The sequence below is a fragment of the Amycolatopsis ponsaeliensis genome, assembly GCF_030182635.1.
Taxonomy (GTDB): domain Bacteria; phylum Actinomycetota; class Actinomycetes; order Mycobacteriales; family Pseudonocardiaceae; genus Amycolatopsis; species Amycolatopsis ponsaeliensis.
In genome coordinates this window covers 39,577-52,039 of the sequence record NZ_JAPZLD010000050.1, presented here as the reverse complement: position 1 = coordinate 52,039, position 12,463 = coordinate 39,577, and the positions used below count along the sequence as shown (strand labels likewise).

Here is a 12,463-nt window from a genome sequence, read left to right as displayed (position 1 = left end):
GCCGGGGCTGCGAGCCCCTTGGTTGCGCTCAGGGCAGCCCGGTCGGCCGTCACGTCCCAGAGCGCGCTGCCCCGCGCTCTCGCGGCCGGGCGCACGTGATCAGTGCGACATCAGCGCTGCATCAGCGCGGCAGACCCGACATCCGCCAAGCCCCCGGCGCGGCCCGCACTTCCCGGGCCCGCCAAGCCGGATCCCCCCACACCGATCGCTCCGGCGCACGACGCGGCCGGGCGCGGGCCGCCTGCAGCACCGCCACCAGGGCCGCCAGCTCGCCGTCGTCCGGGGAACCGTGCAGGACGCGGATCGCGGACATCGCGGACACCTCGTCTCAGATCGGCAGGTTGCCGTGCTTGCGTCCCGGCGCCGGCTTGCGCTTGTCGCGCAGCATCGCCAAGCCGCGTGCCACCGACGCGCGCGTCTCGGCCGGGTCGATGATGTCGTCGACCAGGCCTCGCTCCGCCGCGTACTGCGGGTTCAGGAACTCTTCCGTGTACTCCGCGACCAGCTTCGCGCGCAGCGCCACGGGATCGGCCGCCGCCGCCAGGTCGCGGCGGTACAGCACGTTCACCGCTCCCTCCGCGCCCATCACCGCGATCTGGTTCGTCGGCCACGCCAGCGACAGGTCGCACCCGATCGAGCGCGAGTCCATCACGATGTACGCACCGCCATACGCCTTGCGCAGGATCACCTGGACCCGCGGGACCGTCGCCTCGCAGTACGCGTGCAGCAGCTGCGCGCCCTGGCGGATGATGCCGCCGCGCTCCTGCTCCACCCCCGGCAGGAACCCCGGCACGTCGACCAGGGTCACGAGCGGGATGCCGAACGCGTCGCAGAACCGCACGAACCGCGCGGCCTTCTGGGACGCCGGCCCGTCGAGCACCCCGGCGAACACCACCGGCTGGTTGCCGACCAGGCCGACCACGCGGCCGTCGATCCGGGCGAGCGCGCACAGGACGTTGCGTGCCCAGCCCTCGTGCAGCTCGAAGAACTCGCCGTCGTCGGTGACTTCGGCGAAGACCTCCCGCATGTCGTACGGCTGGTTCGGCTCCACCGGCACGAGCTCCGCCAGCCGGGGCCGGTAGTCGTCCGCCGCGCTCGTCGGCGCGGTCGCGGGCGGCGGGTCGAGGTAGTTCGAAGGCAGCAGCGACACCAGGTACCGGACGTCGGCCAGGCAGCTCTCCTCGTCGTCGTGCACCACCGTCGCGACGCCCGACGCACTCCCGTGGACGTCGGCGCCGCCGAGCTCCTCGTGCGTGACGCGCTGCCCGCTGACGGCCTCGACGACGTCGGGCCCGGTCAGGTACATCCGCGCGGTGTCGCGCACCATGAACGTGAAGTCCGCGAGCGCCGGCGAATACGCCGCGCCGCCCGCGCACGGGCCGAGGATGACGCTGATCTGCGGGATCACCCCGGACGCCTCGACCTGACGGCGGAAGATGCCGCCGTAGCCGTTGAGCGCCAGGACGCCCTCCTGGATCCGGGCGCCGCCGCTGTCGTTGAGCCCGATCACCGGGGCGCCGTTGGCCACCGCGAGGTCGAGCACCTTGTGGATCTTCGCCGCGTGCGCCTCGCCGAGCGAACCGCCGAAGAGCGTGAAGTCCTGGGCGTAGACGAACACCCGGCGGCCGTCGATCGTGCCGGAGCCGGCGACCACGCCGTCGGTGTGCGGGCGGTTGCCCGCCAGGCCCGGGCCGGTCGCCTGGTGGCGCCGGTAGGGCTCGATCTCGGTGAAGGAGTCGTCGTCGAGCAGCAGGGCGAGCCGTTCGCGCGCGGTCAGCTTGCCCAGCGAGTGCTGCCGCCGGACGGCGTCGAGCTTGCCCTCGTTGATGTGCGAGCGCAGCTCTTCACGCCGCCGGCGCAGCAGCGGCATGTCGGGCGGCACCGGCCGCACCAGGTCGGCGGCGCGCGCCAGCTCGATGACCTGGGCCTCCCCGGACGCCGCCGGGCGGCCCAGCCGGCGGCGCCGGACCCCGTCGGGGACCGGCACCACCTCCGCGTCGTCGGCCCGGACGGCGCCGGAGTCCTGGGGTCCGCTCACGCGGCATCCCTCATCCGGGCCTGGTGGTCCCGCTCGATCTCGGCGACGATGGCGGACCACACGATGCCGCGGCCCAGCCGGGGCATCGGGCGGACCAGCGCCTCGACGGCAGGCGGGGTGAGGATCGCCGGCACGGGCTGCCGGTCACCGGTGTCCGCGTGCCCGGCGTCGCTGGTGGTCATGACAGGACCTCCTCGGTCTGCCCGGTCCCGGGTCCGGGACCGGTGAGAGCTGGCCGCCCACTGTCCGAAGTGGACGGAACGGGCGGCACCGCCGCGCCCGCCCGGCGGCCGGTGACGCGCCCGGTGGCGTGCAACCAGGCCACCGTGTCGCGCACGGTCTCGAGCACCGGCCGGGCCGGCACGCCCCCGGTGGGCGCGTCCCCGGCGACCGGCACCGCGCTCGCGCAGACGTGGATCGCGCCGTACTGCACCGGCAGCGCCCACGGCCAGACGCGCTGCAGCCGGTCGGCGAACCGCCCCACCGGGTACAGGGCACGCGGCGGCAGGAACACCGCCGGCAGCGCCCGCCCGGTCGCCGCCCGGGCCGTGGCCAGGTACTCCCGGGTGGTCAGGAAGCGGCCGGGCCCGAAGAACGCGGCACCGTGCACCTCCCCGCCGAGCAGCCGGGCGTGCAGCTCCGCCGAGTCGCGGACGTCCCCGATCGGGAGCCCGCCGCCCGGCCAGATCGGCGTCAACCCGCGCAGGAGGTCCCGCAGCCGGGCGTTCTGGTCGCCCAGGCGCGGGTCCCGCGGGCCGAGCAGCGCCGGCGGGTAGGTGAGGACGACCGGGGCGCCGGCCGCCCGGTGCTGCCGCGCGATCCGCTCGGCCGCGGCCTTCGACGCCAGGTAGGGCTCCCGCGACTCGCCGACCGGGCTCGAAACCCCGATCGACGGCGCGGTCGCCGGGTACAGCGCCCCGACGGTGGAGACGTGCACGATCCGGCCGGTGCCGGCCCGGCGCGCGGCGCCGAGCACGACCTCGGTGCCGCGCACGTTCACCCGCCACAGCTCGTCGCGACGCCGGCTGTCGAACGTGTAGACGCCGGCCGCGTGCAGCAGCGCGTCCGCCCCGGCCACCAGCCGGCGGGCCGCGGCGGGATCGGTGACGTCACCCGCCACGACGTCCACTGTGGACGCATCCACGCCGCTCGCGTCCCGGGCGAGCAGCCGGACCCGGTGCCCCCGCCGCAGCAGCGCCGCGACGGTGTGCGCACCGAGGAAGCCGGTGCCGCCCGTGACCGCGATCAGCATGCCCTCTCCCCCTTCAAGCCGCGCGGGCCTGCCCGTCGATGTGGTGGTAGCTGCCGCTGTAGAAGACCAGCGCGTCCTCGCCGGTCCCGCGGCTGGTCGCGACCACCCGGCCCAGGAAGATCGAGTGGTCACCGCCCGCCACCACCTGCGCCAGCTCGCACTCCAGCCAGGCCAGCGCGCCGTCCAGCAACGGGGCCCCGGTCCGGGAACCCGGCGTGTAGCCGACGGCCTCGAACTGGGCCATCCCGTCGGGCCGCCGCCAGTCGGCGAAGTACTTCGACGTGTCCTGCTGGTCCGCCGCGAGGATGTTCACCCCGAACGAGCCGGCGGTGACGATCGCGGTGTGCATCCGGGCCGCCTTGGACACGCAGCACAGCACCATCGGCGGTTCCAGCGAGACCGACGAGAACGCGTTCGCCGTCATGCCGTGCGCGTCCTCCCCGCCCGCCGTCAGCACCGTCACCCCGGTGGCGAACTGCGCCATCACCTGACGCAGTCCCGGCTGGGCCGAGAGGCCGCGACGCGACGATGGCGTCGGCAGCCGCTTCAGCACGGGGGGCTCGGATTCGTGGGCCACTTCATGCTCCCTTGCCGTTGACCGCGGCCGTCCAGTAGGGCACCAGCGCTTCGCGCAGCTGCTCGGGGACGCGCGACGGCACGGTCGCCGTGTTGGGGCCGCGCATGCAGGCGATCCGCTGCCGTCCCCGGGCCACCAGCCGCTCGTCGCCGCCCTCGGTGAGGTGGACGTAGTCGAACGCGAACTGGATCTGCGTCGAGGTGAGCTCCTCCAGCCGCAGCCGGATGGACAGCTCGTCGAACGCGGTGATCTCGGCGAAGAACTCGCATTCCACCTTGAGGGTGAACAGCTTCAGGTCGTGACGGACCTCTTCGAGGACCGCCGGGGCCTTCTCCTTCAGGAACATCTCGCGGCACCGGCCCTGCCAGCGCACGTAGTTCACGTAGTAGACGTTGCCCACCAGGTTGGTCTCTTCGAAGCCGACCGTGTGGCGGATCTCGTAGTAGTCGGCCATCTTCAGTTCCCCTCTGTGTGGAGCACCGCGAACACGATCGGGTCGGTACGGTCGTTGACGGTCGTCGACCAGGTGGCGATCCGGGCGGTGCCGGAGGCGAGCAGCGCCCACCCGTCGGCGTCGACCTGGCGCACCGTCAGCGCCTGCGTCATCGAACCGGTCTTGCGGACGCACTCCAGCGCGCTCCAGACCCGCGTGTTGGCCACGCTGATCGGTTCGCCGGTGTCCGCGGCCAGCAGCCGGCCGAGGGCGAGCAGTTCCTCGCCCAGCAGCCCGGCCCAGTCCTCTTCGGTGCGTTCGATCGCCGTCTCGATGTCGCAGGCGACCTGCTCGGCGCCGGCGACCACGAGGGTCAGCTCCGACGTGTGCGACGCGGTGACGTTCAGGTCGTCGCACTCGGGCTTCCCGTCCGGGCGGTACCGGATCTCGATCGGCTTGTCGAGCGCGCGGCCCGCGGCGAGCGCGGTCTGGGCCCGCCGTTCGGCGATGCCCTCCGCCGGGCGGCCCACCGGGTCCGGCTCGAGGACCACCGACCGCGTCCCGCCGAGCAGCCGCTCGCACGCACGCTCCACATAGGACCCGAGCATCGACGGGACCCACGGCCCGGCACCGTCGCGCTTGCGGACCGCGCGCAGCTTCAGGCCTTCCCAGCGCTCGACCAGCGTCCCGTCCGGGTTGCGCACGTCGAGGTCGTAGATGTAGCTGTCGCCGTCCTGGCTGCGTTCCTTCGCGTCCAGCAGCACGTACTCGTCGTGCTGGGCGCCCGGCTCGGCCAGGTACAGCTTCTCGATGCCCTGCGGCAGCAGCGTCGCGTCCGGGACGCAGCACTGGATCGCGTGCATCATCGCGTCCCGGGTGCCGGGGTCGGCCAGCAGCCGCTCCTGCGGGAGGAACGGGGCGAACCAGTAGTGGTCCGCGCTGGTCGAGATCTCGGCGACGGCGTGCCGGGCGCTCGCCCGCCGGTAGCCGAGGACCCGCTGGAACCGCTTGCCCTGGAACAGGACCGAGCCGTACAGCTCGCTGATCGGCTCCACCGGGACCGGCGGCAGCGCGACGTCACGGGGGACGCACTCGCCGATCTCGGCCGGCCGGGCGAAGCTCAGCCGCGCCTTGAAGTGGTCGGCGCTGAAGCCGGTCTCCTCGCTGCGGATCACGACGTCGACGGTGTCGGCGTCGCGGGCCAGCGTGGCCAGCCGGACCGTGGTCGACCCGCCCGGCGAGACGATGATCGGCCGGAGGAACTCGACATCGGAGAGCACCGGGGTGCCGGTGCGGTCCAGCGTCGCCGCCGCGGCCTGCGTCATGGCCTCCATGCCGAGCACCGCCGGGAACAGCAGCTGCCCGTCGAGCAGGTGGTCGGTCAGGTACGGGTCGGCCCCGTCGGACAGGTCGGCCTCGGTGATCAGCTCGACGCCCGGGTAGTGCACGACCGCGCGGTCGACGAACCGGGACAGCGGCAGCTCGCGCTTCTGGATCGGCAGCGTGGCCAGGCCCGACGTGCGGCCGCAGACCACCAGCACCGGCGGCGCGGCCGGGTCGGCCAGCACCTGGCGGAGGATGGTGATGCCCTCCTCGGTGGGGATCGGCGTGATGCCGTCCCGCATCAGGGCGGACACGACGCCGAGCTTCTCGCCCATGCCGGTGCCCGACCAGACCGACCACTCCAGCGCGATCGCCCGCGCCTGCGGGTGTTCCTGGCCGAAGCGCAGGGTCAGCTCGGTCATCCAGTCGTTCGCCGTGGCGTAGTGCGCCTCACCGCGCAGGCCCGCCCGGCCGATGATGCTGCCGAAGGTGACCAGGAGCTTGATCCGGTCCTGGTCGACCGCGGCGAGCACCGCGTTGAGCCCGCCGATCTTCGGGGCGAGGGTCTTGCGGAAGCTGTCCTCGGTCAGGCTGAAGAGGGCGGCCGGCTCGTTGCGGCCCGCGCCGTGGAGGATCGCCGTGACCGGGCCGAGCTCGGCCTGGACCCGGGTGACCGCCTCGGCGATCTGCGGGGCGCTGGTGACGTCGGCGCGCTCGTAGCGGTAGCGGATACCCGCCGCCTCCATGCGGTCGAGGTTCTCCGCCAGCTCGGTGTCGGTCTCCGGGTCACTGCGCCCGAGCAGGGCCAGCTTGGCCCCGGAGTCCTTGGCCAGCGCCAGCGCGCTCTCCGCGGTGATGCCCTTGCCGCCACCGGTGACGAGCAGGACGTCGGAGGAGTCCAGCGAGTCGCGGATCGGGCCGGGCTTCGGCGCCGGCAGCGCGGACAGCCGCGGCACCGTGCGCCCGCCGTCGGCGCCGTAGCGCGCTTCGGTGAAGTCCGTGGTCGCGGCGACCTCGGCCACCACGGTGTGCACGGCTTCGGCGATCGCGTCCACATCGGACGGCGTCGGGTCCGCGAAGTCGATGATCGTCGTCTTCGCCGACGGGTCCTCGAGCCGCAGGGTCCTGGCCAGGCCGGCGGCGCCGTAGCCGTGGTGCACGACCACGAAGCGCGTGCCGTTGGGGGCGGCCATGACGGCGCGGCCGGCGTCGAGGAACAGGCCGACGTGGCTGGAGTCGCAGTCCGCCGGCAGGCAGAGCACCACGCCGTCGCCGGCGCCGGACGCCGCGAGCGCGGCCCTCAGCGGTTCGGCCAGCGGGTGCCGCGGCGTCGAGAAGATCTGCCAATCGGCGTGACCGGTGCCCGGCGTGAGGTCCGCGGTGGGCCGCGGCGCGGGCACGTACTCGACCGCGAACGGCCGGACCCACGGTCCGACGCCCGGGGCCTCGCCCTTGCCCGTGTCGGTCGGCTTCGCCGTCTGCGCCAGCTCGTCGATCATCTCGGCGAGCTCACCGAGGCACACCGTCGCGAAGTTCGGCATGCCTTCCAGCGCGGGCCGGCCCAGCGCCCGGGTGACGTCGTTGACCAGCTGCCCGACCGTGATCGACGACAGGTGCAGGTCGTCGAGCGGGTGGGTGTCGGCCGTGACGGCCTCCAGCGGCAGCTCGACGCGCTCGGCGGCGAGCTTGCGCAGCAGGTCCAGGGTCGAGCCATCGCCATCGGCGGTTCCGGCGTCGGCCTCGGTGGCCTGGGCCTTCTCCGCGGCGAGCTCGGCGGCCAGCTCGCTGTCGATCGACGGCGCCGCCTCGCACGGGCTGGCGAGGAAGTTGAACTCGCCGTCGGCGGGCAGGGCACGCACGACGCGGCCTTCGAACAGCGCGTCGGTCGTGATCGGGGCGCCGAGCGCGAACGCCGCGCCGACGATCCGCAGCAGGGCCTGCAGCGACGCGTTGTCCGTGTCGATCGCGAGCACCGGGGTCTCCGGCGCGATCTCCTCGAAGAGCCCGGTCAGCACCCGGCCGGGGCCGACCTCGACCACCAGGTCGCTGCGCTCGGCCACCTTGGCGGCGGCCTCGCGGAAGCGGACCGGCAGCACGATCTGGTCGCGCAGCAGCTCGGGCAGGTTCTCGGCGGTGTGCAGCACGTCGCCGCTGACCGTCGAGACGACGGGCCGCTCGAGCCGGGCGAAGGTGAACTCGCCCAGCCGCTCGGTCATCGCGTTCGCGGCCGGTTCGACGGCCGGCGAGTGGAAGGCGTGCGAGACCTTGATGCGGGTCGCGCCGACACCCTGGGCCTTGGCGCGGGCGACGATCTTGTCGATCGCTCCGGCGGGGCCGGAGATCACGGTCTGCTCGGGCGCGTTGTACCCGGCGATGACGACGTCGGTGCCCAGGCCCAGTTCCTCGACGCGGCCGGGCGAGGCGGCGATCCCGGCCATCGCGCCGGTGCCGTCGCCGGTCGTCGTGGCCATCACCTTGCCGCGGACCTTCGCCAGCTCCAGCAGCCCGCGTTCGTCGAGCGCGCCACCCCAGTGCAGGGCGGTCAGCTCGCCGAGGCTGTGCCCGGTCGCGGTCGCGGCCTCGATGCCGAAGGAGCGCAGCACGCGCAGCGCGGCCAGCGAGCCGGTGACGATCCGCGGCTGGGCCACCTCGGTGGCGACCTGGTCGCCGGCGACCGGCAGCGCCGCGGCGCGGTAGACCTCCTCGGCCACGGTGAACCGGCGGCGCAGGGCGCTGTCGCCGCCGCGTCCGGAACCCTGGCCGGGGAACAGGTAGCCGATCTTCGGAGCCGCGCCGCGGCTGCTCGCGAAGATGCCGTCGGCCGAGTCGAAGACCGAGTCGCCGGACTCCAGCTGTTCCAGCAGCTTCGTCAGCTTCCGCTCGGCGTGCTCCGGGTTGGCCGCGACGACCGCGGCGCGCACCGCCCGGCCGGCCAGCTTCCCGGCCAGCTCGCCGGCGAGGTCGGTCAGCTCCGCGAACGACAGCTTGGGCACGACCTCGAGCGTCGCGGCGATGTTCCCGCGCAGGGTCGCGACGTCGTCGGCGTCGAACAGCAGCAGCTCGGCGTCCTGCCGGCCGGCCACCAGGGCGCGGGCCCGCTCGTCGAGCTCGCGGCGGCGGGCGGCGGTCGGTGCCTCGGTGACGGTGACGTGGGAGTTGATGCCGCCGAAGCCCATCGCGGAGACGCCGGCGCGCACCGGCTGGTCCTCCGGCCAGAGCGACGCGTCACGCGGGACGTACATCCGCGCCGACGACCCGGTCAGCGACTCGTGCGGCTCGTAGTGCCCGGTGGCCGGCGGGATGACCTGGTGGTACACCGCCAGCGTCGCCTTGATCAGGCCGGCGACCCCGGCCGCGGCCTTGGTGTGCCCGATGTTGCCCTTGATGGTCGACAGCGCGGCCTGCTTGGCCAGCGGGTCGGCGTCGCGGCGGGCGGTGGACAGCGCCTCGATCTCGGTGGCGTCGCCCAGCGCGGTGCCGGTGCCGTGACCCTCGAAGTAGGAGACGCTCTCGACGCCGTACCCGGCGCGGTCGTAGGCGCGTTTGAGGGCCAGCCGGTGCCCGGCGGCCTCGGGCCGGGTGATGCCGCCCTTGCCGTCGGAGGAGACGCCCCAGCCGCCGATCGACGCGTAGATCCGCTTGCCCTGCTCCAGCGCGTCGCTCTCGCGCATCAGGACGAGCATGCCCGAGCCTTCCCCGGGCCAGAAGCCGTTGGAGTCGGCGTCGTAGACCTTCATCTCGCGCTTGGCCAGCGCCCCGGTCTTCGCGAAGCCGATCACCTCGAACGGGTCGATCGAGAGGTCGACACCGCCGGCGACGGCGAGGTCGAGGTCGCCCTGGACGAGCGCGTTGGCCGCGGTCACCACGGACAGCAGCGAGGACGAGCAGGCGCCGTCGACGGTGTACCCGCCGCCGGCGAAGTCGAAGTGGTTGCACACGCGCCCGGCGATGGTGTTCGCCAGGCCACCGGCGAGGGAGTCCTCGTTGATCTCGGGGAACGGCTCCTTGTACTGGACTTCGAGCTCGCGCAGGAAGCTCGCGGTGTCCTCGTCCTCCCAGCCGCGGGCGGTCAGCGCCGCCGCGACCGTGCGGCGGACGTACGGCCAGCGCAGCCGCATGATGTTCGCCCGGGAGAACTCGCCGGTGAGGCTGTTGCCGATGACCACGCCGGTGCTCTGCCGCGGGGCGCCGTCGCCCTCACCGAAGCCGGCGTCCGCCAGCGCCGCGGCGGCGACGTCGAGCGCCAGCCAGTGCGTCGTGTCGGTCGCCCGGAAGGTGCTGCCGGCGACCTTGTGCGCCACCCGGTCGAACTCGTAGTCCCGCAGTACGGCCGCCTTGGACGCGTAGAAGCGGTCCGGCGCCTTCGGGTCGGGCGAGTAGTAGTCCGCCCGGTTCATCCGCTCGTCCGGCAGCCTGCGGAACGCCCGGCGCCCGGCCAGCACGTTTTCCCAGAGCTCCTCCGGAGAACTCGCGTCGGGGTACCGGAGACCGATACCGACGATCGAAATCCGCTCTACGCTCATGCCACCGCACTCCCACTGGCTCTCGAGCCCCGTATCACCGGAACCATCAGGTCCCCGCTGTCCTCCCGGTGCGGGATGGGGATCCCGCACCGGTCATTTCCCTCGGGCCGCGGCGGCGCCGCTGCCCGGTACGCCCGGTACGCCCGGCCGTGCGGTCCAGCATCTCCCGGGCCGTCCGGACCGTCTTCTTTCTCCCTGCCCCGAGCCGCACGTCAGCACGCTGGGACAAGGACACCACACTGTCTACTTAGGACTGATCAGGCGTCGAACTGCCCGGGACGACGCCCCTGGCCGGCCGGCCCGCGATAGGCCTGAGCGATGTCGAGCCACTGGTCCGCCAGCGTGCCCTTCGCCCGGATGTCGAGGTCGTAGCGGTGCCGCCGCCGGGTGACGAGCAGGCAGAAGTCCTCGGCGCTGCCGCTGACCACCTGGGTCGCGTCGGCCGGCCCGAACGTCCAGAGCGCACCCGACGGCGCGGTGAGCTCGTAGCGGAACTCCTCCGCGGGCGGCGTCAGGTTCCGCGCCTCGTAGCCGAAGTCCCGGACCCGCACGGCGAACCCCACCAGGTGCTTGATCCGGTCGGTCCGCACCGGGCGCACGCCGAGCGCGTCGGCGACGTCCTGGCCGTGGCCGAACAGCTCCATCATCCCGGCGCAGGCGAGCACGTACGGCGGCAGCGGGTTCACCAGCCACGGCACCAGCTGGTCGCCGGGCACGGCGGCCAGCGCCTTGATCCCCGTGTCGCGCTCGGCGCGCCAGCGGGTCAGCAGCACCTCGGCCGGGTCGTGGATGAACTCCTGCAGCGCGCCTTCGACGGCGTTCTCGAAGCCGACGGACGCTACTGCCTTGGTCATCTGGACGAACGCTTCCGGCTGCGCGGCCGAGAGGCCGGCGATCCGGAAGATGAACGCGAGGTGCGCGATCTGGTGCCGGACCGCCCAGCCCGGTGCCGGGGTCGGGGTGTCCCACCCCGCCTCGGGAAGGCCGGCGACGAGGGCGTCCACCTCGGCGGCATCCGCGGTCAGGTCGGCGATCACGCGCGTGGTGTCAGTCACCTGTTTGTCCTCTCACCGGTGCGACGTCTTCTCGTGGGCCGGTGGCCGCCGCGAGGAGGGCGGGGTAAGGGGAGCACTCCTCGCGGCGACCGCCGCCTGGGCGGATCGGGATCGCCGGGGCGGCGTCACGGACCGGGTCAGGTTCGGTGTGTCCCGGTGCTGCGCGCCCCGGCGGGCGATCCGACCTCTCGATCATCACCCGCGCCGACCTGGGGAGTCTTCTCTTCGCGGGCGGAGGGAAAGCCGCTCACCGGCCGCCACGGCCGCCGTGAGAGCCGCCCACGACACCAGCTCCACCAGCCCGCGATCGTCCGTCCTTTCCGGACCGACGTCGGCGGGTCCCACCTGGTAGGGCGCCTTGGCCGTGAGCAGCGCCAGCCGACCCGCGGCGCGTTCGCCCTCGGGCAGCTCGGCGAGCACCGGCTCGGCCCAGGCGCGGCTCAGCCCGGGCGGGTTCCCGTCCCAGGCCTTGACTTCCCGGCGGACGAGCTCCCGCACGCGGGGCGGCACCGAGCGTTCCCCGGCGGCCTCGATCGCCGCCGCGGCGCGCGCGAAGGCGTCGGCCAGGGTCCCGCCCGGCGGTGCCCAGCCCGGGCCGTCGGTGGCGGCGGCCGGCAGCAGGGGCAGGCTCGTCCCGGCCGGTGGCGGCGCCCCCGGCTTCAGGAAGTACCCCAGGACCGCCTTGGCCTTCTCCCGGGCCGCCGGCGGGACCGCCTCGGGCAGCGGGGACTGGTCGAGGAACACGCTCACCACCCGGTTCAGGTAGTGGAACGCCACGGCCACGGCGGTGAACTCGGCGGCGGTGCCCGCGGGGACGTCCGCGGGCAGCGGGCCGTCGCCCATCGCCCACGCCACCAGTGCCCGCGTGTCCCGGTCCGGGATGGCCCCGGCGTCGCCCGCCTCGATGGCCGCGGCGGCGGCCGGTTCGCCCAGCGAGGCGAGCGCCATGCCGTGCACCTCGACGCAGTACGGGCACGAGTTCGCCGCCGACACCGTGGCCGCGACGACCTCCTTGTCGGCCCGGCTCGCCGCCCCGGCCGCGACCAGCGACTCCCGCAGCATCAGCCACACCGCGGCGAGCACCTCCGGCGCGGGCGAGTGCAGGGCCACGGGCGGGGCGAGCATCCCGAAGTCGCGCTCCACCTGCCGGTAGACGTCCCGCACGAGCCCCCGTGCCCGCCGGGGCCGCACGGCCTCGACGTACTTCACGTCCCGCAGCGTCCGCCGCAGGGCGAACCGCACCAGTCCGGGCGCCATCGTTC

9 protein-coding genes are annotated in these 12,463 nt (G+C 73.9%); all 9 read right to left on the bottom strand.

Features of this window, described 5'->3' with window-relative positions; genetic code table 11:
• Positions 1 to 121 precede the first annotated feature (121 nt).
• Positions 122 to 313 carry an acyl-CoA carboxylase epsilon subunit gene (locus tag QQ657_RS46190; RefSeq protein ID WP_284748756.1) on the bottom strand — a complete coding sequence of 64 codons (192 nt, stop codon included), beginning with the start codon at positions 311 to 313 and terminating at the stop codon, positions 122 to 124.
• Between the two features lie 15 nt (positions 314 to 328).
• A complete protein-coding gene (locus QQ657_RS46185) occupies positions 329 to 2,038 on the bottom strand; it encodes an acyl-CoA carboxylase subunit beta (protein WP_284748755.1) in 1,710 nt (569 codons plus the stop codon).
• Positions 2,035 to 2,220 carry a DUF6222 family protein gene (locus tag QQ657_RS46180; protein ID WP_284748754.1) on the bottom strand — a complete coding sequence of 62 codons (186 nt, stop codon included), beginning with the start codon at positions 2,218 to 2,220 and terminating at the stop codon, positions 2,035 to 2,037. Before QQ657_RS46180 ends, QQ657_RS46185 begins: the two co-directional genes overlap by 4 nt.
• Positions 2,217 to 3,290: an SDR family NAD(P)-dependent oxidoreductase gene (locus QQ657_RS46175; protein ID WP_284748753.1), complete on the bottom strand. Its 1,074-nt coding sequence runs from the start codon at positions 3,288 to 3,290 to the stop codon at positions 2,217 to 2,219. Before QQ657_RS46175 ends, QQ657_RS46180 begins: the two co-directional genes overlap by 4 nt.
• A 13-nt stretch (positions 3,291 to 3,303) precedes the next feature.
• Positions 3,304 to 3,867, bottom strand: coding sequence for a flavin reductase family protein (locus QQ657_RS46170; RefSeq protein ID WP_434056848.1), 564 nt, complete (start codon positions 3,865 to 3,867; stop codon positions 3,304 to 3,306).
• A 1-nt stretch (position 3,868) separates the two neighbouring features.
• Positions 3,869 to 4,321 carry an acyl-CoA thioesterase gene (locus QQ657_RS46165; RefSeq protein WP_284748752.1) on the bottom strand — a complete coding sequence of 151 codons (453 nt, stop codon included), beginning with the start codon at positions 4,319 to 4,321 and terminating at the stop codon, positions 3,869 to 3,871.
• Positions 4,322 to 4,323: 2 nt separating this feature from the next.
• Positions 4,324 to 10,146 (bottom strand): type I polyketide synthase, encoded by a 5,823-nt coding sequence (locus QQ657_RS46160; RefSeq protein WP_284748751.1) that lies wholly within the window; start codon positions 10,144 to 10,146, stop codon positions 4,324 to 4,326.
• A gap of 257 nt (positions 10,147 to 10,403) precedes the next feature.
• A complete protein-coding gene (locus QQ657_RS46155) occupies positions 10,404 to 11,201 on the bottom strand; it encodes a TIGR03084 family metal-binding protein (RefSeq protein WP_284748750.1) in 798 nt (265 codons plus the stop codon).
• 195 nt (positions 11,202 to 11,396) lie between these two features.
• Positions 11,397 to 12,458, bottom strand: a complete 1,062-nt coding sequence (locus tag QQ657_RS46150) for a carboxymuconolactone decarboxylase family protein (protein ID WP_284748749.1) — start codon at positions 12,456 to 12,458, stop codon at positions 11,397 to 11,399.
• Positions 12,459 to 12,463: the final 5 nt, after the last annotated feature.